The 26,138-nt window shown below is 56.2% G+C and carries 25 protein-coding genes; 15 read left to right on the top strand and 10 right to left on the bottom strand.

Going from position 1 to position 26,138, the window contains the following annotated elements; genetic code table 11:
• The first annotated feature begins 4 nt into the window (after positions 1-4).
• Together dapE and VGM55_RS13380 are read left to right on the top strand one after the other, a co-directional pair.
• A complete protein-coding gene (gene dapE, locus VGM55_RS13385) occupies positions 5-1,132 on the top strand; it encodes a succinyl-diaminopimelate desuccinylase (protein ID WP_331635724.1) in 1,128 nt (375 codons plus the stop codon).
• Positions 1,133-1,160: 28 nt separating this feature from the next.
• Entirely contained in the window at positions 1,161-1,349 is a 189-nt protein-coding gene (locus VGM55_RS13380; RefSeq protein WP_331635723.1) for a YpfN family protein, read from the top strand.
• 44 nt (positions 1,350-1,393) lie between these two features.
• On the opposite strand, the gene ypfH is transcribed toward VGM55_RS13380, so the two are convergent.
• The 6 genes from ypfH to dapA form a co-directional block, all read right to left on the bottom strand.
• On the bottom strand, positions 1,394-2,089 hold the full coding sequence (gene ypfH / locus VGM55_RS13375) for an esterase (protein ID WP_331635722.1): 696 nt from the start codon (positions 2,087-2,089) through the stop codon (positions 1,394-1,396).
• Positions 2,090-2,161: 72 nt separating this feature from the next.
• Positions 2,162-4,192, bottom strand: a complete 2,031-nt coding sequence (locus tag VGM55_RS13370) for a tRNA(Met) cytidine acetyltransferase TmcA (RefSeq protein ID WP_331635721.1) — start codon at positions 4,190-4,192, stop codon at positions 2,162-2,164.
• A gap of 3 nt (positions 4,193-4,195) precedes the next feature.
• Positions 4,196-5,074, bottom strand: a complete 879-nt coding sequence (ypfJ, locus tag VGM55_RS13365) for a KPN_02809 family neutral zinc metallopeptidase (RefSeq protein ID WP_154187807.1) — start codon at positions 5,072-5,074, stop codon at positions 4,196-4,198.
• 139 nt (positions 5,075-5,213) lie between these two features.
• Entirely contained in the window at positions 5,214-5,927 is a 714-nt protein-coding gene (purC, locus tag VGM55_RS13360) for a phosphoribosylaminoimidazolesuccinocarboxamide synthase (RefSeq protein WP_331635720.1), read from the bottom strand.
• A 218-nt stretch (positions 5,928-6,145) separates the two neighbouring features.
• Positions 6,146-7,180 (bottom strand): outer membrane protein assembly factor BamC, encoded by a 1,035-nt coding sequence (gene bamC / locus VGM55_RS13355; RefSeq protein ID WP_331635719.1) that lies wholly within the window; start codon positions 7,178-7,180, stop codon positions 6,146-6,148.
• Positions 7,181-7,196: 16 nt separating this feature from the next.
• A complete protein-coding gene (dapA, locus tag VGM55_RS13350) occupies positions 7,197-8,075 on the bottom strand; it encodes a 4-hydroxy-tetrahydrodipicolinate synthase (RefSeq protein ID WP_154187809.1) in 879 nt (292 codons plus the stop codon).
• Positions 8,076-8,221: 146 nt separating this feature from the next.
• On the opposite strand from dapA, the gene VGM55_RS13345 reads away from it, so the two are divergent.
• Both VGM55_RS13345 and bcp read left to right on the top strand, forming a co-directional pair.
• Positions 8,222-8,776 carry a glycine cleavage system transcriptional repressor gene (locus VGM55_RS13345; RefSeq protein ID WP_154187810.1) on the top strand — a complete coding sequence of 185 codons (555 nt, stop codon included), beginning with the start codon at positions 8,222-8,224 and terminating at the stop codon, positions 8,774-8,776.
• A gap of 15 nt (positions 8,777-8,791) precedes the next feature.
• Positions 8,792-9,262, top strand: a complete 471-nt coding sequence (gene bcp / locus VGM55_RS13340) for a thioredoxin-dependent thiol peroxidase (RefSeq protein ID WP_331635718.1) — start codon at positions 8,792-8,794, stop codon at positions 9,260-9,262.
• A 45-nt stretch (positions 9,263-9,307) separates the two neighbouring features.
• On the opposite strand, the gene VGM55_RS13335 is transcribed toward bcp, so the two are convergent.
• Positions 9,308-10,384 carry an AI-2E family transporter gene (locus VGM55_RS13335; protein WP_331635717.1) on the bottom strand — a complete coding sequence of 359 codons (1,077 nt, stop codon included), beginning with the start codon at positions 10,382-10,384 and terminating at the stop codon, positions 9,308-9,310.
• Positions 10,385-10,587: 203 nt separating this feature from the next.
• Between VGM55_RS13335 and bepA the strand changes: the two genes are divergently transcribed.
• On the top strand, positions 10,588-12,051 hold the full coding sequence (gene bepA / locus VGM55_RS13330; protein ID WP_331635715.1) for a beta-barrel assembly-enhancing protease: 1,464 nt from the start codon (positions 10,588-10,590) through the stop codon (positions 12,049-12,051).
• A gap of 11 nt (positions 12,052-12,062) precedes the next feature.
• Positions 12,063-12,419, top strand: a complete 357-nt coding sequence (gene arsC / locus VGM55_RS13325; protein WP_154187814.1) for an arsenate reductase (glutaredoxin) — start codon at positions 12,063-12,065, stop codon at positions 12,417-12,419.
• A gap of 31 nt (positions 12,420-12,450) precedes the next feature.
• Here arsC and opgB read toward each other — a convergent pair whose 3' ends face one another.
• Positions 12,451-14,739: a phosphatidylglycerol--membrane-oligosaccharide glycerophosphotransferase gene (gene opgB, locus VGM55_RS13320; protein WP_331635734.1), complete on the bottom strand. Its 2,289-nt coding sequence runs from the start codon at positions 14,737-14,739 to the stop codon at positions 12,451-12,453.
• Between the two features lie 433 nt (positions 14,740-15,172).
• On the opposite strand from opgB, the gene ahpC reads away from it, so the two are divergent.
• Both ahpC and ahpF read left to right on the top strand, forming a co-directional pair.
• On the top strand, positions 15,173-15,736 hold the full coding sequence (ahpC, locus tag VGM55_RS13315) for an alkyl hydroperoxide reductase subunit C (protein WP_331635713.1): 564 nt from the start codon (positions 15,173-15,175) through the stop codon (positions 15,734-15,736).
• Between the two features lie 80 nt (positions 15,737-15,816).
• Positions 15,817-17,385: an alkyl hydroperoxide reductase subunit F gene (gene ahpF / locus VGM55_RS13310; RefSeq protein ID WP_331635712.1), complete on the top strand. Its 1,569-nt coding sequence runs from the start codon at positions 15,817-15,819 to the stop codon at positions 17,383-17,385.
• A 246-nt stretch (positions 17,386-17,631) separates the two neighbouring features.
• Here ahpF and cysS read toward each other — a convergent pair whose 3' ends face one another.
• Positions 17,632-19,017 (bottom strand): cysteine--tRNA ligase, encoded by a 1,386-nt coding sequence (gene cysS, locus VGM55_RS13305; protein ID WP_154187817.1) that lies wholly within the window; start codon positions 19,015-19,017, stop codon positions 17,632-17,634.
• A 175-nt stretch (positions 19,018-19,192) separates the two neighbouring features.
• Here cysS and ppiB point away from each other — a divergent pair, with 175 nt between their 5' ends.
• The 5 genes from ppiB (at position 19,193) to mnmH (ending at position 23,350) form a co-directional block, all read left to right on the top strand.
• Entirely contained in the window at positions 19,193-19,687 is a 495-nt protein-coding gene (ppiB, locus tag VGM55_RS13300) for a peptidylprolyl isomerase B (protein WP_038480312.1), read from the top strand.
• Positions 19,687-20,409: a UDP-2,3-diacylglucosamine diphosphatase gene (gene lpxH / locus VGM55_RS13295; protein WP_331635711.1), complete on the top strand. Its 723-nt coding sequence runs from the start codon at positions 19,687-19,689 to the stop codon at positions 20,407-20,409. The genes ppiB and lpxH overlap by 1 nt, the downstream gene beginning before the upstream one ends.
• A gap of 139 nt (positions 20,410-20,548) precedes the next feature.
• Complete coding sequence (purE, locus tag VGM55_RS13290) at positions 20,549-21,058, top strand: 5-(carboxyamino)imidazole ribonucleotide mutase (RefSeq protein WP_038480306.1); 510 nt, start codon at positions 20,549-20,551, stop codon at positions 21,056-21,058.
• On the top strand, positions 21,055-22,125 hold the full coding sequence (gene purK, locus VGM55_RS13285) for a 5-(carboxyamino)imidazole ribonucleotide synthase (protein WP_331635710.1): 1,071 nt from the start codon (positions 21,055-21,057) through the stop codon (positions 22,123-22,125). The genes purE and purK overlap by 4 nt, the downstream gene beginning before the upstream one ends.
• Before the next feature lie 127 nt (positions 22,126-22,252).
• Complete coding sequence (gene mnmH / locus VGM55_RS13280) at positions 22,253-23,350, top strand: tRNA 2-selenouridine(34) synthase MnmH (protein WP_331635709.1); 1,098 nt, start codon at positions 22,253-22,255, stop codon at positions 23,348-23,350.
• On the opposite strand, the gene VGM55_RS13275 is transcribed toward mnmH, so the two are convergent.
• Positions 23,340-24,545 (bottom strand): MFS transporter, encoded by a 1,206-nt coding sequence (locus tag VGM55_RS13275; protein WP_331635708.1) that lies wholly within the window; start codon positions 24,543-24,545, stop codon positions 23,340-23,342. The two genes, mnmH and VGM55_RS13275, sit on opposite strands and share 11 nt — an antisense overlap.
• A gap of 389 nt (positions 24,546-24,934) precedes the next feature.
• On the opposite strand from VGM55_RS13275, the gene VGM55_RS13270 reads away from it, so the two are divergent.
• Complete coding sequence (locus tag VGM55_RS13270) at positions 24,935-25,405, top strand: hypothetical protein (protein ID WP_331635707.1); 471 nt, start codon at positions 24,935-24,937, stop codon at positions 25,403-25,405.
• 158 nt (positions 25,406-25,563) lie between these two features.
• Entirely contained in the window at positions 25,564-26,082 is a 519-nt protein-coding gene (locus VGM55_RS13265) for a CbrC family protein (protein ID WP_227318778.1), read from the top strand.
• Positions 26,083-26,138: the final 56 nt, after the last annotated feature.

Raw genomic sequence — 26,138 nt, 5'->3', positions numbered from 1 at the left:
TCTTATGTCCTGCCCGGTTATTGAGCTGACGCAACAGCTTATTCGTCGTCCTTCCCTGAGCCCGGATGATGCCGGTTGCCAGGCGCTGCTGATTGAACGCCTGCGCGCGATTGGTTTTACCGTTGAACACATGGATTTTGGCGATACCCAGAACTTCTGGGCCTGGCGTGGACAGGGCGAAACGCTGGCGTTTGCCGGGCATACCGACGTGGTCCCGTCAGGCGACGCCGACCGCTGGATCAACCCGCCGTTTGAACCGACTATTCGCGACGGGATGCTGTTTGGGCGCGGTGCCGCTGACATGAAAGGTTCGCTGGCGGCGATGGTCGTTGCAGCTGAACGTTTCGTCGCCCAGCATCCAAACCATAAAGGCCGCCTGGCGTTCCTGATCACCTCCGATGAAGAGGCCAGCGCGACAAACGGCACGGTTAAGGTCGTTGAGGCGCTGATGGCGCGTCGCGAACGCCTGGACTACTGCCTCGTAGGTGAGCCGTCCAGTACTGAAATCGTCGGCGACGTGGTGAAAAATGGCCGTCGTGGCTCTCTGACCTGCAACCTGACCATTCACGGCGTGCAGGGCCACGTTGCCTACCCGCATCTGGCGGATAACCCGGTGCATCGCGCAGCCCCAATGCTCGCAGAGCTGACGGGCATTGAGTGGGACAAAGGCAACGAGTTCTTCCCGGCCACCAGCATGCAGATAGCTAACGTCCAGGCGGGTACCGGCAGCAACAACGTTATCCCAGGCGACATGTTCGTCCAGTTTAACTTCCGCTTTAGCACCGAGCTGACCGATGAAGACATCAAGCAGCGCGTGATTGCCCTGCTGGATAAGTATGAGCTGCGCTATACCGTCGAGTGGTGGCTTTCCGGCCAGCCGTTCCTGACGTCACGCGGTAAGCTGGTGGATGCGGTAGTGAATGCCGTTGAGCACTATAATGAGATTAAACCGCAGCTGTTAACCACGGGCGGTACATCTGACGGGCGCTTTATCGCGCGTATGGGGGCTCAGGTTGTAGAGCTCGGCCCGGTGAATGCCACCATTCATAAAATCAATGAATGCGTAAACGCCGCCGACCTGCAGCTGCTGGCCCGGATGTATCAGCGCATTATGGAACAGCTTGTCGCCTGACGGGCAGTCAACTGAACGAGGTATCAGCATGGAATGGCTATCGCATTACTGGTGGATTATCGTCCTGGTGTTATTGCTGGGGATGTTTATTAACGTCATTAAAGACCTGAGCCGGATAGATCCGAAGAAGTACATGGCAGACAAACCCGAGCTTCCGCCGCATCGTGATTTTAACGATAAGTGGGACGACGAGGACAACTGGCCTAAGAAGAAATAGCCACACACCTCACTCCGGGTGATTCCGGAGTGAGGGTTAAAGATTTACAGCAGCTCAATCAGATCATCATCTTTCGGTGCTCCGCCGCCGCTCAAAGCCTCATCAAAATAGTGCTTCGGCACGGTGTAGCGTAGGTGATCCAGCGCCGCCTTCATGCTGCGGTCGTCGATCGCATGCCCCAAAGAGTCAATCAGATCCAGCGTGACGTCCCCACCCAGGCTCAGTAATTTCTCGGCGGCATCCACCGAATGCGTCGCGTGGATCACTTTATCGTTATCGCCGTGAATCAGGTGAATAGTGCTGCTGGTAGACGCCTGCTGCGGAAGCTCCGCATAACGCCCGCTAAAGGCGATAATGCGCGCTGCAAGGCCCGGCTGCGCTTTAATGCTCTCCAGCGCCATGATAGCCCCCTGCGAAAAGCCGATCAGCGCCGTGGCCGCTGGCGACACGCCGCTTTGCTGCTGCCAGTAGCGCACGGTTTCAATAAAAACGGGCATCACGGCATCCACCCGCTGCTGGCGGTTTTCCTCCGTCACGCCCGCCACGGAGAACCATTCCCGGCCAGCGCCGCTTTGGCCCGGGCCGCCAATACTGACCACCAGCGCGTCCGGAAACTCAGGAGCAAACCAGCTGCCGATTTCGCCCATCGCTTTCGCCGTGTCGCCCACGCCGTGGAACAGCAGTATCAGCTGGCTTGCAGGCGTAACGGGGCTTTGGACAACAAAATGGTCATGTTTCATGGTTTTCTCCTAGTTGATGGAGACAACTATACGCCGCTGCCGGGTGATGACCATGCCGTTTCATTGAACAAGTTAGTGGAATTTTTGCAATTGCAAAATGCCGTTTCGCAGCGCCTCTGTCCTTGCCTGATCCAGGTTTTCCAGCGCGCTTCGAGCTTCCTCACGCATCAGCGCAAGCAACGCTTTTTTGCCTGTAAGCCCCAGCCGCTGGCTGAGTACATCGCTGCTTTCAGGCCGCTCAAGGCGACCTCGCAGGGCGTGAAGCGGTAAAGGGCTCGCCAGCAGAAGACGATTCAACGCCCCCATGCAGGCTTCCAGCGGACGATGCGCGAAAGCAAAGCCGGACAGCTCTTCCCAGTCTGCTGCCAACAATTCTGTTGGGCTATCCGTGGTCAGAGGCAAAGACAATTCCAGCCAGATTTTTTGCCATGGCCAGTCTCGCTGTAGCCGCTGCCGCTCATTGCCTGCCAGCGCATGACCTTCCGGCGTGAGCGGCAATAGCGCCATTGCGCTGTAGCAGCCGCTGCTGGCTTCTTTATGGCTGCCAATACGCACCAGCTCAAACCCGCAGCGCTGCCAGAAGCGCCATAGCTCATCGGTGTAGCCGAAGCTGACCGAGAGATAGTCATATCGGGCCTTCGCGGCCTGGCGCGCAAGCTGAATCATGCTGGCGCCGATATGTTCGCGCTGGCGCTGCGGATGGACGGCAATGCGGCTGATGCGCAGCCCACGCAAAGTAGCGGCAAGCGGGCTCCCGCCATGCGCCGCCAGCGATTGCGCCACCAGATTGCCTTTGGGGCGACGGAATCCGGCCCACACGTTCCGGCTCAGGTTTTCATCCAGCCCGCCCTCTTCAACCATCCACAACGCGCCTGCGCACAGCTCGCCCATATTAGCAGCGATAAAATGCTGGCCGGGAGCATCAAGCATGCGCCTCCAGTCGAGCGGCGAGGTGCGGTAATGTGCGCCGGAGAGCAGCCGGTACATCTGCTGCTGCTGTTCCGGTTTTTGCGACCAGTCAGCTTGCTCTACGACCTGTAATACCGGATCGCCCTGCGGGAAGCGCTCAAGATCCGGCTCATCGAACAGCATGATCCGGTCAACGACATGTTCCAGCGGATCGTTTTGCGCCCAGCGGATCGGCGTATCAAGCGTGAAGCGCCTGAGTGACGGCAGCGTTGCGCAAAATTTCAGTAAAAAACCGCGCCCCGTTCCCTCGTACCCTTGCACGGTCGTGGTCAGCAAAACGCGCGGGAAGCGTTCGATCAACTGGCGTAATAGCGGAGCTGGAATCGCAGCCGCCTCATCAACAACCAGCCAGTCATACGCCGGCAGATCGTGTTCGGCAGCCAGCACGTCCGGAGCCATAAACTGGAAAGATCCTCCCGCATAGCGAGCCAAAACGTCGGTGGCGGCCTTTGCCGGAGCGGTGACCAGAGAATCGCCTGGGCTGCGGCCAACTAACATACCGGCCAGAGCAGACTTGCCCCGCCCTCTGGCCGCCGTCACCACCGCCACGCCGCGCTCCATCTCAGACAAATTATCGAGAATGGCTGCCTGCTCCTGCTCAGGCGCGCCGCTCGCGGGCTGCCAGTCAGGACGAAAAGCAAAACGATTCAGGGTAAACGGCTCATGCTGCTGCCACAGCACGGACTCTGAATCCTGCCGTATGCAGCGCTGCAGATGGGAAACAAAATGAGGCACAGGGATCGCCCGGGGAGTATCGCTCCAGCGGCAGGAATCTTCATCGGGAAGCGAAGGCCAAAGCGGCCAGTCTGGCGTCAGCAACAGCAGCCAGCTGCCCGCTTTAAGCATGCCGGAAAGCGCCGCGAGCGCGGCGGCATCCAGCCCGAGCCTGGCATCGAATACGGCATGCTGAAACTCACGTCCCAGCATGCTCCGCACCGCCGAGGGTACACAGTGAAAAGGCAGCTCAGGCGAAGGGCCAACCCACAGCCAGTCTCCGGGTAAAGAAGCCGACAGCGTGGCAACCTGCTGGCTGCTCCATTCACTTTCGCCGGCCAGCACCATCAGCCGACGAATGCCCGTTTGCTGCATTTGCGTCGTCGCCAGCTGCAGCTGCTCTATCGTCCCTGCGGTCATTGATTAACGGAGCGCATTGCCGAAGGTGTTGCACTGAGACGGATCGCCGCTGTCAAAACCACGTTTGAACCAGGTGTAGCGCTGCTCTGAAGTGCCGTGGGTAAAGCTGTCCGGCACCACGCGCCCCTGGCTTTGCTGCTGCAGGCGATCGTCCCCGATCGCTTCGGCAGCGTTGAGCGCCTCTTTCAGATCGCCCGAGTCGAGCACCTGCTGTTTCTGCATGCTGTTACCCCAGACGCCGGCGAAGCAGTCGGCCTGAAGCTCCATTTTCACCGACAGGCGATTGCCTTCGGCCTGAGACGCATTCTGCTGGAGCTGGCGCACTTTCGGCTCAATGCCCAGCAGCTTCTGCACGTGGTGACCCACTTCGTGAGCAATCACGTAGCCCTGGGCAAAGTCGCCGCCTGCACCTAGCTTATTGCGCATATCGTCGTAGAAAGAGAGGTCGATATAGACGGTACTGTCCGCCGGGCAGTAGAACGGCCCCATCACGGACTGGCCGGTACCACAGCCGGTACGCGTTGCCCCGCGATACATCACCAGCTTAGGTTGCTGGTAGGTGCGGCCCATTTTCTGGAAAATTTCACCCCAGGTATCTTCGGTTGTCGCCAGAATTACCGAGGTAAACTTAGCGGCCTCGTCGTCTTTCGGACTGATGGTACGCTGCTGGGAAGATTGCTGGGAGACTTGCGGCTCGCCGGACAGGAAGGAAGTAAGATCGACGCCGTAATAGCTTGCCACAATAACCACGACAAGCAGTACCAGGCCACCTTTACCCCGAGGTATGCGGAATCCGCCGCCGCCCATGCTCATGCCGGGGCCGGAGGCGTCATTGCGCCTGTCCTCTACGTTGTCGCTTTCGCGACGTCCTTGCCAACGCATACGTTCACCCTCATTCACAATCACAACAGATAATGGATAGATCGTAGGTGGTTACCGGCAGGATTACCATAAGAACAGACAGCGAAAAAACAGGGTGCGCAAAAACGCACCCCATTGCGCAACGTAAACGATTGCGTGGTTAGTCTAATTTTACGCCGAGACGGTGAGCAACTTCCTCATACGCTTCAATCAGGCCACCCAGGCTCTGGCGGAAACGGTCTTTGTCCATCTTATCAAGCGTTTGTTTGTCCCACAGGCGGCTGCCGTCGGGTGAAAACTCATCGCCCAGCACCACTTCGCCCTTAAACAGGCCAAACTCCAGCTTGAAGTCAACGAGGATCAGGCCAGCGTCGTCAAACAGCTTGCTCAGCACGTCGTTCGCTTTGTAGCTCAGCTCGCGCATGCGGGCCAGATTCTCTTTGCTCACCCAGCCAAAGGTTTCGCAGTAAGATTCATTGACCATCGGGTCGTGCATGGCGTCGTTTTTCAGGAACAGATCGAACAGCGGTGGGTTCAGCTCAATACCTTCTTCAATACCAAGGCGCTTCACCAGTGAACCCGCAGCGCGGTTACGAATCACGCATTCTACCGGCACCATGTCGAGCTTCTTCACCAGCACTTCGTTATCAGAAAGCAGCGCTTCCATCTGGGTCGGGATACCCGCGTCTTCCAGTTTGGCCATAATGAAATGGTTAAACTTGTTGTTTACCATGCCTTTACGGTCGAACTGCTCGATGCGTGCACCGTCACCTGCTGACGTATCGTTACGGAATTCGAGCACCAACAGATCCGGGTTTTCCGTACTGTAAACGGTCTTCGCTTTGCCGCGATACAACTCAGCTTGCTTTTGCATCTTTCTTACTCCAGGTATAGCGATCGCTTGCGCAATCGGAGGAATTTACCCGTCATACTTCAAGCTACATGTGCGTTGGTTGCGCCTGCTCGCTCCGGTCACATAGTGAGCTATGCTCCCGGAGATTCCCAGGCTTACCGCCTTCCTGCCGCTCGAATTATTTAGGGTATCTACATAGGCTTAAATAACAAGGGCCGGAATTAACCGGCCCCTGAGTATTACTTGCTGAATGCTGCCTGGAATACAGCGACCAGCGCATCATTCTGGGACTGCGTCAGCGGATGCCCTTTCGGGTCGATGAACTGCAGGCTACTGCGGTTATCGAGGTCGCCAACCTGCAGCTTATAGTCGCCGCTCACGAGGCCTGGGTCTTTCGCACCCAGTTCGGTCCACGCACTGTCGGAAAGCGGCTTGTAGGTCACCGCGAGATTCCCCTGAGAACGGGTACTGTCGGTTACCTTCATACCTACTTTTTCAAGCGCCGCCGGCAGGCGGGTCCAGACGACGTTAAATGGAGCTCGTACCACCAGCATCGGCAGGCCGGTATCATCCGCTGCGCTCTGCACGTCAAGCTGCGAGGCGCTACGGTTGTCCTGCGAGTTCTGGCGAGCAGTATCTGACTTGTCGAGGCCTGAGCTGATGACGTTCAGCATCTGTGCGCTGTAGCGCTGCATTGAAGAGGCATCCGCTACCGGTTTGCCGCCCTGCTCAAGGTTAAGCAGTTTGACCACAACGGACTGCTGGTAACCCTGCGGCTGTACGCTAACCTGATAACGCCCGCGGTACTGCACGTCTTCGTCAGCGCGGTTCCACTGTACCCAGTCGGTTGTCAGGGTTTGGCCGGCATCGTCGCGTTTCGCAATCGCGTAGTTCTGGGATTGCAGAATGTTCACCACCTGAGACCACAGCCCGCTAGCCCTCGTTGCTTCAACCTGCAGCGTGGCGGTATCGCCGGTAAACTGGGTGCGCGCGCCGTTAACCAGAGCCAGAGCCTGCGCCGGTGGGCGAATATCCAACTGCTTGCCTACAGCACCACTGCCGTTAGTGACCGGAATGTTGTAGTCGCCATTCTGTACCGGCAGGATCATCCCCGCCGGAGAGTGGATTTCCGCAAGTGGAGTCGCATCCAGGTAGGACTCATCGCCGCTAACCTGACGCTTATAACGCTGATCGGAACTGCACGCCGCTAATAGCATGGCGAGCGAAACAACAGCAACTTTTGCCACCGTCGACTTCTGTACTGAGTAAGCCATCAAATCTCCCTAAGCTTTACAGCAAACCGGCATGCTTAAGCGCGCTAACAATCACCGGCCGACTGGCGTCAGTCAGCGGCGTCATCGGCAGGCGTAAGGTATCGGTTGCCACAAGACCCAACTCCCTGGCGGCCCATTTCACCGGAATAGGGTTGGGTTCTACAAATAATTTACAGTGCAGCGGCATCAGACGCTGATTAATTTCGCGAGCCTGTGCAAATTGCCCTGAGGTGGCCAGTTTACACATTTCCGCCATCTCACGCGCGGCTACGTTTGCGGTCACGGAAATTACGCCGTGGCCACCAAGCTGAATGAAGTCCAGCGCGCTGGCGTCATCGCCGCTCACCAGGATGAAGTCATCTTCAACCAGCTCTTTGATCTGGTTTACGCGGCTTAAGTTCCCGGTGGCTTCTTTGATACCGATAATATTTTTGATTTTCGCCAGGCGGCCAACGGTTTCCGGCAGCATGTCGCAGCCGGTACGAGACGGCACGTTATACAGCATCTGTGGCAGATGGGTGCTTTCAGCAATCGCTTTAAAGTGCTGGAACAGCCCTTCCTGGGTAGGACGGTTGTAATACGGGGTGACCGTCAGGCAGCCTACAATGCCGCTGTCCTGCAGGTGATGCGTCAGGGAAATCGCTTCGGAAGTGGCGTTAGCACCAGTACCGGCAATAATCGGGATACGCCCGTCAGCCAGTTCAACGGTAAGCTTCACTACGTCGACGTGTTCGTCGTGGCTTAAGGTAGCCGATTCGCCGGTAGTCCCTACCGAGACAATCGCCGATGTTCCGCTGGCGACATGGTAATCAATCAGTTTTTTCAGGCTGGACCGGCAGACATTACCTTTCTCATCCATCGGCGTAATTATCGCGACAACACTTCCCGTAAACATTAGCCACCCTCTGTGCAAACATGTTCCCCAATGTTACGTTTGGTGCCATAGCAAAAGCAAGCTGCCAGAAGGCGCTAAGCGGTTGGCAGCTTACTTTTTTTATGCTTTCCTAATGTGAATCTCACAGATTGACAGGAAGAACGCGCTTGACACCCTCATCACACCATTATTTGGTTATCACAGCCCTGGGCGCGGACCGTCCTGGTATCGTCAATACCATCACCCGCCACGTGAGCAGCTGCGGCTGTAACATCGAAGACAGTCGTCTTGCCATGCTGGGTGAAGAGTTCACCTTTATCATGCTGCTTTCCGGCACCTGGAACGCGATAACCCTGATCGAATCAACCCTGCCGCTAAAGGGCGCGGAACTCGATCTGTTAATTGTGATGAAACGCACAACCGCCCAGGAAAGACCGGCGACCCCGGCCACGGTTTGGGTGCAGGTTGAAGTGGCCGACTCGCCGCACCTGATTGAGCGATTTACCCATCTGTTTGATACCCATCAGATGAACATTGCCGAACTGGTTTCCCGCACTCAGCCTGCGGAAAACGGCGTGGGGCCGCGCCTGTATATTCAGATAACTGCCCACAGTCCCGGCTCCCAGGATGCGACAATTATCGAGCAAGCGTTTAAAGCCCTATGTACAGAACTGAATGCAGAAGGCACTATTAACGTGGTTAACCCACAGCAAGATGATTAAAGACGGAGAGTAGTGATGAGCCCACTGAAAGCCGGTGATATTGCACCGAAATTTAGCTTGCCCGATCAGGACGGCGAACAAGTAAATTTAACCGACTTCCAGGGACAGCGAGTTCTGGTTTATTTCTATCCAAAAGCAATGACACCAGGCTGCACCGTGCAGGCATGTGGTTTGCGCGACAACATGGATGAGTTGAAAAAGCGTGGCGTGGAAGTGCTGGGCATCAGCACCGACAAGCCGGAAAAGCTGTCCCGTTTTGCCGAGAAAGAACTGCTTAACTTCACCCTGCTTTCTGATGAAGACCATCAGGTCTGCGAACAGTTTGGCGTGTGGGGCGAGAAAACGTTCATGGGCAAAACCTATGACGGCATTCACCGTATCAGCTTCCTGCTGGACGGCGACGGTAAAGTGGAAAAGGTGTTTGATGATTTCAAAACCAGCAACCACCACGATATCGTTGTGAACTGGCTTACAGAAAACGCCTAAGAACACACAAAAAAGCCGACGTCTCAGTCGGCTTTTTTATTCCTGTTATTCCCGGGTGACCGCGTCATCCGCCAGCGAAGCATCCGGCCAGGCATGAACAACGGCTTTAATCAGCGTTGCCAGCGGGATAGCGAAGAACACGCCCCAGAATCCCCACAGCCCGCCGAAAATCACCACCGACAGAATAATGACCAGCGGGTGAAGATTTACCGCCTCCGAGAACAGCACCGGCACCAGCAGGTTGCCGTCGAGCGCCTGAATAATCAGGTAAACCCCAAACAGCGTCCAAAACTCGGTGCCCAGGCCAAACTGGAACAGCGCCACACAAATCACCGGAATGGTGACCACAAACGCGCCGATGTACGGAATAAGCACCGAGAAACCCACCAGCACCGCCAGCAGCAGGGAATAGTTCAGCCCGAAGACAACAAAGCCGATATACGTCGCCACGCCAACAACGATCATTTCCAGCACTTTGCCGCGAATATAGTTGGTGATTTGCTGGTTCATCTCCACCCAGACCTGCCCCGCCAGGCCACGGTTGCGCGGCAGAACGCGGCGCACGGCGTTCAGCATCTGCTCTTTATCCTTCACCAGGAAGAACACCATCAGCGGAACCAGAATCAGATAGATAGCCAGCGTCAGCAGCCCAACCAGCGACGCCAGCGAGAATTTCACCACCTGGTCGCCCATGCCTGACAGCCGCCCGCGCACGTTTTCGGCCATGGCGTCAATAATGCCCGCGTCCACCAGCGCCGGGTAGCGCTTCGGCAGCGTCGCGGCAAAGTCAGAAAGCTTGTTGAGCATTCCCGGCATATCGCGAATCAGGTTAATGCCCTGCTGCCAGGCCACGGGCGCCACAAACAGCACCATCAGCAGCAAAATGCCGACAAACAGCACCAGCACGATAGTCGTCGCCCACGTTCGGGAACAGCCGACGCGCTCCAGGCGCGCCGTCGGCCACTCAAGCAAATAGGCCAGAACAATAGCCACCAGCAGCGGTGCCAGCAGGCCATGAAGGAAGAACAGAATGCAAAAGCCCGCCACCAGAATAACCAGCAGCGCAATCGCCTCCGGATCGCTGAAACGACGGCGATACCACTGCAACAACATGTCGAGCATACATCCCTTCCGTGAAGTTTTTTTTGATGGCGAATTGTATCGAAATGTCACCGTAAAGACTTTGCTTTTTACGGCGGATTACAAAGGGATAATCAACCAAATAAAATCTTCGCAGCTTCAACGCCCTACAGTACACTTCTTTAAGCGAACAAACTTGTACTCATCGTGTCAAAATCTGACAACGACTAAACGGGACAGTAGTTATGGTTAGGCAGTTGAAAAAGACCCTGATTGCAACACTTACGGCCGCACTGCTGGCGGGAAGCGCACTCCCCGTCAGCGCGGATGTGACTGACCAGCTTCCCGACATGGGGACATCCGCAGGCAGCACGCTGTCTATTGGTCAGGAGATGCAGATGGGCGATTTTTACGTCCGTCAGCTGCGCGGCAGCGCACCGCTGATTAACGATCCATTACTCACTCAGTACATTAACTCGCTGGGTATGCGCCTGGTCAGCCACGCCAACTCGGTGAAAACGCCTTTCCACTTCTTCTTAATCAACAACGACGAAATTAACGCCTTCGCCTTCTTTGGCGGCAACGTGGTGTTACATTCGGCGCTGTTCCGCTATGCCGATACCGAAAGCCAGCTGGCTTCAGTTATGGCGCACGAAATTTCCCACGTGACCCAGCGCCACCTGGCGCGAGCAATGGAAGACCAAAAGAAAAATGCGCCGCTGACCTGGGTGGGCGCCCTGGGCTCAATTCTGCTGGCGATGGCCAGCCCACAGGTCGGGATGGCCGCGCTTTCCGGCACGTTAGCCGGGACTCAGCAGGGTATGATCAGCTTTACCCAACAGAACGAGCAGGAGGCAGACCGCATTGGCATTCAGGTGCTGCAGCGTTCAGGCTTTGATCCGCAGGCGATGCCGGGTTTCCTCGAAAAACTGCTCGATCAGGCGCGCTATTCTTCGCGCCCGCCGGAAATTCTGCTGACTCACCCGCTGCCGGAAAGCCGTCTGGCGGATGCCCGTAACCGCGCAAACCAGATGCGCCCGGTGGTGGTACAGTCCTCAGAAAATTTCTATATGGCGAAGGTGCGTACCCTGGGAATGTATAACTCAGGCCGTAATCAGCTAACGCCGGACCTGCTGGACGCCTGGTCAAAAGGCAACGTGCGCGAGCAAAGCGCGGCGCAATACGGGCGAGCGCTGCAGGCTTTACAGGCGGATAAATATGACGAAGCAAGAAAAGCGCTTCAGCCGCTGCTTAACGCCCAGCCGGCAAACCCCTGGTATCTCGACCTGGCGACAGATATCGACCTCGGCCAGCACAAGGCAAACGACGCTATCAACCGGCTGAAAAACGCCCCGGATCTGAAGAACAACCCGGTGCTGCAGCTGAACCTCGCCAACGCTTATCTTGAAGGCGGGCAGCCCGCCGAAACGGCAACGCTGCTTAACCGCTACACCTTCGCCCATCCAGACGATACCAACGGCTGGGATCTGCTGGCTCAGGCGCAGGGCAAACTAGGCAACCGCGATCAGGAGCTGGCCGCTCGCGCCGAAGTCATGGCGCTAAACGGCCGTCTGGATCAGGCCATTTCGCTGCTCGGCAGCGCCAGCTCGCAGGTGAAGCTCGGCAGCCTGCAGCAGGCCAGGTACGACGCCCGTATCGATCAGCTGCGCCAGCTACAGCAGCGCTTTAAACCTTATATGAAGATGTAACAGGAGTCCGTATGTCCACGAAGGTCGAAATTTACCACAACCCACGCTGCTCCAAGAGCCGCGAAACGCTGAACCTGCTAAAGGAGAACGGCGTCGAGCCGGAGGTGGTGCTTTATCTGGAAACCCCACCGGACGCGGCGACCATCCAGTCGCTGCTGAAGAAGCTGGGCTTCACCAGCGCGCGTGAACTGATGCGCCGCAAGGAAGACCTGTACAAAGAGCTAAAGCTGGATGACGCCAGCCTCAGCGAGGGAGCGCTTATTAACGCCATGGTTGAGCACCCGAAACTCATCGAGCGCCCTATCGTTCTCGCCAACGGGAAAGCCCGTATTGGCCGCCCGCCTGAGCAGGTGCTCGAGATCCTCTAACCTGCCCCGCCCGTTCCCTTCCGGGAGCGGGTTAGCCGCTCACCGGCACAATTTTCAGCTCAGCTAATCCCACGCCAAGCTTACGCGGATCGTGCCCCAGAATATTGCCCTCGTTGGACAGCTGCGGCTTCGGTGGCTCAATGGTCAGCACCCTGTTGCCTTCAGGGTTATCAAAGCGCAGCGTGACGGTAGAGAGCTGGTCGCCAAAGGTGATGGTCTGCTCTTCATCACCGACCTTCACCGAAACCGGCTCGCCGACGTTCGGGCCAAAGGCTTTCGCCACCAGCACCAGATCGAACGTTGTCGGCAGCGGATCCTGATACTCAATCGTTACCAAAGGTGCCATGTTGGCGTTTGACCAGCGGCCCCAGGCTTCCGGGCGCGAAATACCGCTGAACTGCTTCACGCTCTGCGGCGCGCCGGCCACGTTGAAGATAAAGCTGTCCGCCTGGTAGCGAATGCTGTTTTCATCCGCCTTCAGCAAGGCAACGTTGTTTTTAAAACGCGCATTGCTCAGCGTTTGCCCGTCAAACTGCACGTTGTATTCATCCAGCGGCTTGTCCACCAGCCGCACCGTGGGCTCGCCGCCAAGCTGCCCCTGCGCCACGCACAGCCCGGTGGAAAGCGCGAGCTGTGGCTCCCACAGGCGCGCCATTTTGTAGCAGCGGTCGGCCCAGATAAACCTATCGTCGCTTTTAAAATCGGCCAGCTGATAGCGCAGCGGCGCGGAATATTCGCTTTCCGGCAGCGGCTCAATTTTGCCTTTGCCGATTTTCAACAGCAGCGGCAGCTTGAAGTGGGCGCCCGAATAGCTGAACGTATTCTTCTTCTGGTCAATACTGTAGCGGCTGATGGTTTTCGGGAAGTTCCACAGGTCGATAACGTCCGGCTTCCACTCGGTGACCTTATCCTTCAGGTTGGTGAAGACCATCGACAGCGACTCGCCGGACAGGCTGCTGCGCCCCAGCCCGATGTAGTTTCCACCGCCGAGAATATCCAGCACCGTGGCACCGTTATCCATCGTGTTGCGCTTCACGGCTTTTATTTCCGCCTGCGGTTTGTCGCCGCGAATCACAAAGAACAGGTTCTGCCTGTCCTGCTTCGTCAGGTATTTATACGCCGTATTGTTCATCGCCAGATGGTCGGAAGAGACCACGATCACCGTGTTACGGAAATACGGCGAGGCTTTGATTTTGTCTATTAACGCCGCGATATGCTCCTGGCTACACGAAACGGCGCTAAATGAGCGGTTTTCTTTGCCATCGTAGCTGTAGCTGCGGCGGTTACATGTTCGCGAAATAAAGCCGTCCGGGTGATGAGTATCGACCGTCAGGGTAAACAGCGAGAAACGCTTCCCGGCCTTAGAAAGCTCGATAAACTTGTCATAAGCTTCGTCCAGCACCGTATCATCGTAAAAACCCCAGTTATTCTTGTAATTCGGATCGGCCACCATCCCCTTCAGCTCCTGCGCGCCGTACATATGCTCGAAGCCGTGGGACTGCAGGAAGATATCTTTGCCGGCAAAGCGCAGATCAGCGCCCTGAATAAAGTAGTTTTGATAGCCGGATGCCTTAAGAATATCGCCGAGGCAGATGTTCTTCGGGAAGAAGCTCGACATCGACGCCGAAGAGTTCCCCTCAAAAGGCGCAAACAGCGGGACACCGCACTGCGAAGCCACAATACCCGCGATGGTGTAGTCCATGCCCGCCATCTGCCCGGTGTGGCTGAAATCTATCGCCTGGCTTTTCAAAGCGTTCAGCTCGGGCGCTAAGTCGGGAAACGCCTGCTCATCAAAATAGGTGCGTTCCAGGCTTTCGCCGTAGATATAAACCAGGTTCAGCTTTGGCTGTTTAATGATGCCTTCCGGCACTTTATACCAGTCGGCAAAGTCAGACGTGCCGGTACGGGTCTGGGATTTAATCAGCGACACCACCTGCTGATACGCAGGCGTTGTTTTTATCGAAAACAGCGCCAGGAACAGCGCCAGGGCGCTGTAGCCCAAATGGTGAGGATGGTTCTTTCGGCGTAAAATCCAGGTCAGACCGCCAAAAATGGCAATCAACCCGACGGCCAGACCCAGCCCGGGCAGAATGTATTTACCGACGCCTGCGCCGGTCATACTGCTGGTGAGCGTATAGAGCACCGCATCGTTAATGCCTTCGCCGGTAAAATAGTTACTGGCCAGCAACGTGACGTTGAGCACGATAAACAGGCCGAGCATCAGCAGGATGATCGTCAGCCACCAGATATTTCGACCGCCTTTTACCGCATACACGGCAATAGCCGCCAAAAACAGCACCACAGAAAGCAATTCGGACAACGCCAGTACCTCAGCCATCGCGCACCTGGCGCGATTATTCATGCAGAAAAATAACAGCCGGTAATTTAACCTTGCCGTCATATTGCTGCAATTCTCCTGACACTACTTTGCGCACGGCATCGACTTTTCAGAATTTCCCCTCAAATTTAGGACTAACGGCCTTTAATAGCTTCTAACTATTACAACCATCGCTACTACAACGGACCGGGGAATTGACCTTTTTGGCGCTTAGATGCTGTAATTTCGCTGCTGTTATAATTTTTTAAAGTGGAATTGTAACGCGCAACACCGGCCACCCTCGCAACGGGTGGCCTTTTTTATGCCCGCAGAAAACGCTGTTAGGTATTACCTCTTGATTCAATAAAACCTACCCATTAGAGCCCCGGGCTAAAATTCGTTACCTTTCTCTCATCGCAAAACGGAGGAAGTTTAGATGTCTTTAATTAATACCAAAATCAAACCATTCAAAAATCAGGCTTTTAAAAACGGCGAATTCGTTGAAGTCACGGAAAAAGATACCGAAGGCCGCTGGAGCGTTTTCTTCTTCTACCCGGCTGACTTTACTTTCGTTTGCCCGACCGAACTGGGCGACGTGGCTGACCATTACGAAGAACTGCAGAAGCTGGGCGTAGACGTGTATTCCGTTTCTACCGACACCCACTTCACCCACAAAGCGTGGCACGGCAGCTCTGAAACCATCGCTAAAATCAAATACGCGATGATCGGCGACCCAACCGGGCTGCTTACCCGTAACTTCGAAAACATGCGTGAAGACGAAGGTCTGGCAGACCGCGCCACCTTCGTTGTTGACCCACAGGGCATCATCCAGGCAATCGAAGTGACCGCCGAAGGTATCGGCCGTGACGCTTCTGACCTGCTGCGCAAAGTGAAAGCGGCTCAGTACGTCGCTTCTCACCCAGGCGAAGTTTGCCCGGCTAAATGGAAAGAAGGCGAAGCGACTGTGGCTCCATCTCTGGACCTGGTCGGCAAAATCTAAGTTTTACCCGCGTTACCCTCTTTTATTTTACGGCTACTCCTTTTGGTAGCCGTTTTTTCTCGCCACCAGGGAGACTGACCATGCTCGACACAACAATGAAAACCCAGCTCAAAGCCTATCTTGAGAGACTAACCAAACCTGTTGAGTTGATTGCCACGCTGGACGACGGCGCGAAATCATCTGAAGTAAAAGAACTGCTGGCAGAAATAGCTGAGTTATCTGACAAAGTTTCTTTCACCATTAATAACGACCTGCCGGTGCGCAAGCCGTCGTTTTTAATCACCAACCCAGGCTCAAACCAGGGCCCGCGCTTTGCCGGCTCCCCGCTGGGTCACGAATTCACTTCCCTGGTGCTGGCCTTGCTCCAGGTCGGCGGTCACCCGTCCAAAGAGTCTCAGGATCTGCTGGCGCAAATCCGTGAGATCGACGGTGACTTCCACTTTGAAACCTATTATTCCCTCTCCTGCCACAACTGCCCGGACGTTGTGCAGGCGCTGAACCTGATGAGCGTGCTGAACCCGCGCATCACCCACACCGCTATCGACGGCGGCGTTTACCAGAATGAAATTCAGGCACGCAACGTGATGGGCGTGCCTGCCGTATATCTTAACGGCAAAGAGTTTGGCCAGGGCCGCATGACGCTGGCTGAAATCGTGGGCAAAATTGACACCGGCGCAGAAAAACGCGCGGCACAAGCGCTGAACCAGCGCGAAGCTTATGACGTGCTGATCGTCGGCAGCGGCCCTGCGGGCGCGGCGGCGGCGGTGTATGCGGCGCGTAAAGGCATCCGTACCGGTCTGATGGGCGAACGCTTCGGCGGCCAGGTGCTGGATACCGTGGATATCGAAAACTACATTTCCGTGCCAAAAACCGAAGGCCAGAAGCTGGCGGGCGCGCTGAAAGCCCACGTGGACGACTACGACGTGGACGTGATCGACACCCAAAGCGCCAGCAAGCTGATCCCGGCGAAAACCGAAGGCGGCCTGCATCAGATTCAAACCGCATCCGGCGCAACCCTGAAAGCGCGCAGTATTATCGTGGCCACCGGCGCCAAATGGCGCAACATGAACGTGCCGGGCGAAGATCAGTACCGTACCAAAGGCGTGACCTACTGCCCGCACTGCGACGGCCCGCTGTTTAAAGGCAAGCGCGTGGCGGTGATCGGCGGCGGGAACTCCGGCGTGGAAGCGGCCATTGACCTGGCAGGCATCGTCGAGCACGTTACCCTGCTGGAATTTGCCCCAGAAATGAAAGCCGACCAGGTGCTGCAGAACAAAGTTCGCAGCCTGAAAAACGTCGACATCGTACTGAACGCCCAGACGCTGGAAGTGAAAGGCGACGGCAGCAAAGTGACCGGCCTGCAGTACAAAGACCGCGTGACCGAAAGCGTGCATGACGTTGCCCTGGCCGGCATCTTCGTGCAAATCGGCCTGCTGCCGAACACCACCTGGCTGGAAGGCAGCGTGGAGCGCAACCGCATGGGTGAAATCATCATCGACGCGAAATGCGAAACCACCGTCAAAGGCGTATTCGCCGCGGGCGACTGCACCACCGTGCCTTACAAACAGATAATCATCGCCACCGGCGAAGGCGCTAAAGCTTCCCTGAGCGCGTTTGATTACCTGATTCGCACTTCAGCACCTGAATAAAGCACCTGCAAATAAGGCCGCGCTACAGCGGCCAGCCATAAAAAAAGCGGCTCATTGAGCCGCTTCATCGTGTCGAGAGATCCCAGACAACAGAATGATTGTCATAGGATTTAATTTCAGTAAATAAGGAAAATCAATTGATTGATTTTCGGCTGATAACCACAAAGAGGGAAAAACCACGCTTTTTCCCTCTTTGTTATCAACAAAAGCGGCTCATTGAGCCGCTTTCTCACATCTAAAATAAACTTACTTACGACGCCAGGTCGTGCCGGCCGCGCCGTCTTCCAGCACAATGCCCATCTCGTTCAGACGGTCACGCGCCTGGTCCGCCAGCGCCCAGTCTTTCGACTGACGTGCATCGTTACGCTGCTTGATCAGCGCTTCGATCTCCGCCACTTCGCCGTCGTCCGCCTGCGCGCCGCCCTGCAGGAACTGCTCCGGATCCTGCTCCAGCAGGCCCAGAATTGCGGAGAGCTTACGCAGCGCCGCCGCCAGTCCGTTGGCCGCCGCAGGATCTTCCGCTTTCAGGCGGTTCACTTCACGGGCCATATCAAACAGCACGGAGTAGGCTTCCGGGGTGTTGAAGTCGTCGTCCATCGCTTCGCGGAAGCGGGCTTCAAAGGCTTCGCCGCCAGCAGGAGCAACGCTGCTGTCGGTCCCGCGTAGCGCGGTGTAAAGACGCTCCAGCGCCGAGCGAGCCTGTTTCAGATTCTCTTCGCTGTAGTTGAGCTGGCTGCGGTAGTGGCCGGACATCAGGAAGTAACGCACGGTTTCCGCATCGTAATATTTCAGCACGTCACGCACGGTAAAGAAGTTGCCCAGCGATTTGGACATCTTCTCGCGGTCAACCATCACCATCCCGGAGTGCATCCAGGTGTTGACGTACTCGCCGTCGTGGGCACAGGTAGACTGCGCGATTTCGTTCTCGTGGTGCGGGAACATCAGGTCGGAGCCGCCGCCGTGAATGTCAAAGTGGTTGCCCAGCTCTTTGCAGTTCATGGCGGAACATTCGATGTGCCAGCCCGGGCGGCCTTCGCCCCACGGAGAAGTCCATGCAGGCTCGCCCGGCTTGGACATTTTCCACAGCACGAAGTCCATCGGGTTGCGCTTCACGTCAACCACGTCAACGCGCGCCCCGGCCTGGAGCTGATCCAGATCCTGGCGAGACAGCAGGCCGTAATTCGGGTCGGTCAGCACCGAGAACATCACGTCGCCGTTTTCCGCCACATAGGCGTGATCGCGGGCCAGAAGCTGTTCAACAATTTCGATGATTTCCGGGATATGTTGGGTCGCACGCGGCTCGCTGTTCGGGCGGGAAATGTTCAGCGCGTCGAAATCTTTGTGCATTTCCACGACCATGCGGTCGACCAGCGCCACAAAATCTTCGCCATTTTCCTGGGCGCGCTTAATGATTTTATCGTCGATATCGGTGATGTTACGCACGTAGTTCAGCTCATAGCCGAGGGAACGCAGGTAGCGCGCCACCACGTCAAACGCAACAAAAGTACGGCCGTGGCCGATGTGACAGAGATCGTAAACGGTGATACCACACACGTACATGCCTACCTTTCCGGCATGAATAGGTTTGAATTCCTCTTTTTGGCGAGTCAGGGTATTAAATATTTTTAACATCAGGGGATTCCATGTAAGCGTGTGGAAGAATACTCCCAGGTATCTTACCCGATAATTTTCCCCGACGGCAGTCTGCTTTGCATTACTGACTATGATGTAGCGTTATGCTATAACAGCGTGCTGGTACGATGGCACCGTTTGCCGCCGTACTCTCTGACACTCATAGGATGCAAGCATGGTTACTTTTCACACTAATCACGGCGACATCGTCATCAAAACTTTTGATGATAAAGCGCCTGTTACCGTTAAAAACTTCCTGGACTACTGCCGCGAAGGCTTCTACAACAACACCATTTTCCACCGTGTGATCAACGGCTTTATGATCCAGGGCGGCGGTTTCGAACCGGGTATGAAGCAGAAAGCGACCAAAGACACCATTCAGAACGAAGCGAATAACGGCCTGAAAAACACCCGTGGTACGCTGGCAATGGCGCGTACCCAGGCTCCGCACTCTGCCACCGCACAGTTCTTCATCAACGTGGCCGACAACGACTTCCTGAACTTCAGCGGCGAAAGCCTGCAGGGTTGGGGCTACTGCGTGTTCGCAGAAGTGGTTGAAGGAATGGACGTGGTTGAGAAAATCAAAGGCGTTTCCACCGGCCGCAGCGGTATGCACCAGGATGTACCGAAAGAAGACGTTATTATCGAAAGCGTAACCGTAAGCGAATAATGTCGACGCTGTTTATTGCAGATTTACACCTCTGCTCAGAAGAACCGGCGATCACCGCCGGTTTTCTGCGTTTTTTGGCCGGTGAAGCCCGCCAGGCGGATGCGCTTTACATCCTCGGGGACCTGTTCGAAGCGTGGATTGGCGATGACGCCCCGGAACCGCTGCACCAGCAAATCGCCACCGCGATCAAAGCGTTGGTTGATTCAGGCGTGCCCTGCTACTTCATTCACGGCAACCGCGACTTCCTGCTCGGCAAACGCTTTGCCAAAGCCAGCGGCATGACGCTGCTGCCGGAAGAAAAGCTGCTCGACCTGTATGGCCGCAAAGTGCTTATCATGCACGGCGACACGCTGTGTACCGACGACGAAGGCTATCAGGCGTTTCGCCGTAAGGTTCACCAGCCGTGGCTTCAGGCGCTGTTTCTTGCCTTCCCTCTGTTTATACGTAAACGCATTGCCGCCCGGATGCGCGCCGGCAGTAAGGCCGCCAACAGCAGCAAGTCTATGGCCATCATGGATGTTAATCCCCAGGCCGTGGTCGATACCCTCACCCGCCACAATGTTCAATGGCTGATTCACGGGCACACTCACCGCCCGGCAATCCATGAGCTTACCGCCAACGGGCAACCCGCTTTCCGTTGCGTATTAGGCGCATGGCATGAAGAAGGCTCGATGATCAAAGTGACGGCGGAAAACGTCGAGCTGATCCACTTTCCTTTCTAATAATAAAGCCCGCTTTTTTGCCGATTTGCTAACCACGCAACCGTTTTCCTTGCCCGAAGTTCGTGCTATTCTCTGAGCCCTTCTGAGCGGGCGCCCGACGCCCGATGATGTCTGCACACCCACAGGAGTTTTGAGACGCATGTCTTCTGAGCACACCCCGGCGCGTATCGCCATTGTTATGGGTTCCAAAAGTGACTGGGCCACCATGCAGTTCGCCGCTGAAATCCTTACCGCCCTGAATGTCCCTCACCATGTCGAAGTCGTCTCCGCCCACCGCACGCCGGATAAACTGTTCAGCTTCGCCGAGCAGGCCGAAGCCAATGGCTACCAGGTGATCATTGCCGGAGCCGGTGGCGCTGCGCACCTGCCGGGTATGCTGGCTGCAAAAACCCTGGTCCCGGTGCTGGGTGTGCCGGTCCAAAGCGCCGCCCTCAGCGGCGTGGACAGCCTTTATTCTATCGTCCAGATGCCGCGCGGCATTCCGGTCGGCACGCTGGCCATCGGTAAAGCCGGGGCAGCCAACGCCGCCCTGCTGGCCGCGCAGATCCTGGCCCTGCATGACGCAGACCTGAGCCAGCGCCTGGCGACCTGGCGTCAGACCCAGACCGACGAAGTGCTCGATAATCCGGACCCACGGAGCGAAGCATGAAGCGTGTCTGTGTATTAGGTAACGGCCAACTGGGGCGCATGCTCCGCCAGGCCGGTGAGCCGCTGGGCATCGCCGTTTACCCTGTCGGGCTGGACGCCGAGCCGGAAGCCGTGCCGTTCGCTCAAAGCGTGATCACCGCCGAGATTGAGCGCTGGCCGGAAACCGCGCTCACCCGCGAACTGGCGCGTCACAACGCCTTCGTTAACCGCGATATCTTCCCGATCATCGCCGACCGCCTGACGCAAAAGCAGCTGTTCGATAAGCTCGACCTGGCCACCGCGCCGTGGCAATTGCTCTCCGGTAGCCACGAATGGCAGGACGTGTTCAGCCAGCTCGGCTCTCTGGCGATTGTGAAGCGCCGTGTCGGCGGGTATGACGGCCGGGGCCAGTGGCGCTTACGTGCCGATGAAACCGACCAGCTGCCGGAAGAGTGCTACGGCGAATGTATCGTCGAGCAGGGCATTAATTTCTCCGGCGAAGTTTCTCTGGTGGGCGCACGCGGCCATGACGGCAGCACGGTGTTCTATCCGCTGACCCACAACCTGCATCAGGACGGCATTCTGCGCACCAGCGTTGCCTTCCCGCAGGCCAATGCCGAACAGCAGCGCCAGGCCGAAACCATGCTCACCGCCATCATGCACGAGCTGGGCTACGTCGGCGTGATGGCAATGGAGTGCTTCGTCACCCCAGCCGGCCTGCTGATCAACGAGCTGGCTCCGCGCGTGCACAACAGCGGCCACTGGACGCAAAACGGCGCCTCCATCAGCCAGTTCGAGCTGCACCTGCGCGCCATTGTGGATTTGCCGCTGCCACAGCCTGTGGTGAATGCGCCGTCGGTGATGGTGAACCTGATCGGCACCGACCTGAACTATGCCTGGCTGAAGCTGCCGCTGGTACACCTGCACTGGTACGACAAAGAAGTTCGTCCGGGCCGCAAAGTCGGTCACCTCAACCTGAACGACAGCGACACCGGCCGCCTGGGCGCCTCGCTGGAAGCCCTGGTTCCCCTGCTGCCGGTGGAATACGCCAGCGGTATTGCCTGGGCGCAGAGCAAGCTGGTGAAGTAAAACCGCGTCGCGTCTGACCCTCCTTTTGTTTTTAGAGGGTCAGACCAATTTCCCCCTTTCCCTTTCCTTTGCCCGACCAGAAGCGCACAATCCCCCACGTTACGCCGCTTCAGACTAAGGTTATGCCATGGAAAAACGCCCTAACGCGCAGGATTACGACCGCCTGCTGCTCAACGACATTCCGCTAATTGACGTTCGCGCCCCGGTAGAGTTCGCTCAGGGTTCAATGCCCGCGGCCCATAACTTACCGCTGATGCTGGACGAGGAACGCGCGCAGGTCGGGACATGCTATAAACAGCAGGGCCAACAGGCCGCCGTCGAACTGGGGCACCGGCTGGTCAGCGGCGAGCGAAAAGCCAGCCGGGTCGAACGCTGGCTGGAGAGCTGCCGCCGGCAGCCTGAAGGCTATTTATGCTGCGCCCGGGGCGGGATGCGTAGCCACATCGTGCAACAGTGGCTGCGGGAAAATGGCCTCGAGTACCCGCTGGTCACCGGCGGCTACAAAGCCCTGCGCCAGCATGCCATGCAGGTAATCGACACCCGTTCGCAGTGGCCGATGATTATCGTCAGCGGCAACACCGGCTGCGGCAAAACCATCCTTATCCGCTCACAACCAACGGGCGTTGACCTTGAAGGCCTGGCGCACCATCGCGGCTCGTCGTTTGGCCGCACGATTGTCGCGCAGCCTTCTCAGGCCAGCTTCGAAAACAACCTCGCCGTCACCCTGCTAAAAATCAGCCCGACCGGGCCCAAAACGCTGGTTGTGGAAGATGAAGGCCGGATGATTGGCTCCCGCCATATCCCCGAAGCCTTCAGAGAACAGATGCTGCGCTCGCGCATTGTGGCGATCGACGATCCGTTCGAACTGCGGCTGGAGCGCCTCAAAAACGAATACTTCGAGCAGATGATCGAGGCATTTTTATCCGTCAGCGATGAAGATACCGCCTGGCGCGATTACGCCGAGTACCTGCACCACGGCCTGTTTGCCATCCGCCGCCGCCTGGGCATGGAACGCTTCCAGCAGTTCACCGCCAGGCTGGACGAGGCGCTGCTCACCCAGCGGAAAACCGGCTCCTGCGAAGGCCATCTGGCCTGGCTGTCGCCGCTGCTGAAAGAGTATTACGACCCGATGTACCGCTATCAGCTCAGCCAGAAGGCCGACCAGATCGTCTTCCGGGGGGATTACCAGCAGGTCGAGTCCTGGCTGCGCAGCATTAACGGTTAGCCGATTTATCCCCTGCCGAGAGCGCCAGCCCCAACCCGGTTACCGCCAGCAAGACCAGAGGAATGCCCACCGCCCACGGCAGCGTAAACGAAAGCGCGAACAGTGCCGTGCCGGTAGCCGGCCCCACCGATCCCTGCAGATCGCTCACCACCGAAAGCGCGGCCATGTAGGTCGCGCGTAACCGCGCCGGGGCTAACTTGTTCACCGCCGTCGGGATCAGCGGGCCGGTCATCATCTGGGACAGCGAATAGAGGCAGACCGCCATCACCAGCGTCACAACGTGAGGATAAGCCAGCAGTAAAACAAAGGCAGTGATAAGCGCGGAGCCTGCGCTCAGGGTGATAAACAACGGCGAACGTCGGGCAAACAACTTCGTTAAGGCGAGCTGGCCAATCGTGTTAATCCCCGCCCCGAACGCGAACAAATAGCCGATGCTGGCGGCACTCATTCCCATCTGATTGCTGGCATACAGCGGCATAACGGCCTCCACCCAGCTCCCGGCCACGCCCAGCAGCAGCACCCACATTAGCAGGACGGCCAGGCGACTATCCCGGAACGCGGGCAGCAGCGCGCTAAACCCTTCTACGTCCTCCTCATCTTCCGCATCAGCGGCTAACGAACGCGTTTCAGACAGGCAAATCGCCAGTATCAGACCGCCCGCAACCATCACCGAACCTCCGGCCAGAAAGACGTAGCCCAGCCCCTCTTGCACCAGCACCGTGCCCAGCAGCGGCCCGGCTATAGCGCCCGCCCCCGAGCACACTCGCATCACGCTAAACTGGCGGCGGTGCTCCGAGGCTGGCGTGGCGTCCGCCACAATGGTGTAAATAGTTGGGTGCAGCACCGACTCAAACAGCCCGATAACGATCAGCACTGCGGCGGCAGCAAACACGCCGTGCGCAAAGAACAGCGCAATAAAGCCCGCCCCGACGCCGGTCGCCGAAATAATCAACACGGGCCTTCTGCCCACGCGGTCGGCAATGCCGCCGATAAACGGCGCGGCCAGCAGCTCGCCCCCGGCATAGCAGCCGAACAGCAGGCCAATAAACTCCACCGGAATAGCGGCAGACTGCTGCGCCCACAGCGGGAAAAAGGGCACAATCGCGCCGTCGACCAGGCCGACAATGAAATAGAGAATAAAGCCCAGAACGTGGGGCTTGCGGTACGAAACAAGGGGAGATGCGAATAGTGCCATGATATTACCCAAGTACAATTACCCCGAATGCCGGGGAGAATATGTACGTTGGATAACGTTAACGTTTACGACTTACTGGAAGCTGAAAGGATACTAGCCAATCGTTGGGGAAAGGGCAACTGTGGGTAGAATGATTGAAAAGTAGAAAAGTAGAAAAGTAGAAAAGTAGAAAAGTGGAATAGCCTCGCCTACGAATTTCTTTGCTTAAGACCTTACGTTTACTTCTGTATAGTTTTTCCTGCCAGCTGCCAGTCCCGGCCATTTGATAGTTGTCCGTGGGAAAGTATTTCAGCAGAATGAGAGCGCTTTAAACGTGACTATTGTTTATTTAGTCCTGGCTCCGGTAGGAGTTATCGACTCACAAAAGAAAGGATGCAGGAGCTCAAGCTATGCGAACTCATCAACTAAATAAGTCCCGTAAACTGTATCGCAGTGTCAACACGACTACACGACATCATTCTAATAATCCAGGTGCTGAGTATCGCCGGGAACGCAATCGTAAAAAAGTTGGAGACGAGCTACAGGCAAAGCGCGAGACAATGCATGGCAGGCAAAAACGTGGCCGGGACTATACGCCATTATTTCACTTTCTGATCAAACAGATTGGAAAACCGTGGGATGAAATATTCAGCGAAGTATGTGGGCGCCTTGATACCACTGAGCCTGTATTCTGGTTAGTTGCGCTGCATGAGCATCAGAGAAGGGATTTGATCTGCATTGGCGAAAGTAGCTTTTATCCGGGACTGTTTGTTGATGGGAATAGAATTCTGCAACAGGTAAATCCTTCGATTACGGGAAAGGATGTTAAGGTGGCTTGCCGCTGCTGCACACATACTTATATTGGTGAACCTGTGCCCTAGAAAGATTGAGTCACAACAGCCCTGTACTGATACGCGTACACCTGCCAGCACAGATGTATTTCGAAGATACTTTCGCATTCGAAGGTCACAAATCTTTATTTGTGTTATTTTTTCGAGGAAAGAGGTTAATAAGTGTATTGGTAACATAAGGGTTATATATGTCCAGATTTAACTATATGAGCGACAATTACTTAACGACAATATTTACTGAGGATTCATTTACTTGTGACTGCTGTAGGAAAGTTAGCGATTTAAAATATATTGGCCCCCAATATTCCTCGGTTACTAATGATGCCATGCTATGTACTCAATGCATTCAAACTGGCAAGGCTGTTGAATCCGGCTTAGTCAGTTTTTTTAATGAAATAGATCATGAATGTGTTGATGGTAATGTATCAAGTGAGATTTGTTACCGCACGCCAGGTTTCTTTACCTGGCAAGACCAGGAATGGGCAACGCATTGTAATGATGCTTGTGAATTTCATGGAGATGCTTCCGCTCAAGATATAATCGATGCAGATGAGAAAACCATCCACACCTGGATGGAGAGATATGACCAGAGCAGGAAAGACTGGGAAAGCTTTATGACTGGGTATGCACCCGGAGGTGATCAGGGTGTTTATAAATTCATTTGTAAACACTGTAACGCTATCGTTATTAACTGGGATTTCTCATAGCTCCGACTAAAGAAACAGTCAGTTGAATTGCTACAACTTCAGTCGTAATTTTTTGA

Origin of the sequence: Cedecea sp. (assembly GCF_036500665.1) — a bacterium.
Lineage (GTDB): Bacteria > Pseudomonadota > Gammaproteobacteria > Enterobacterales > Enterobacteriaceae > Cedecea.
The sequence above is the reverse complement of the archived record's forward strand: the minus strand, read 5'-3'. Positions and strand labels throughout refer to the sequence as shown.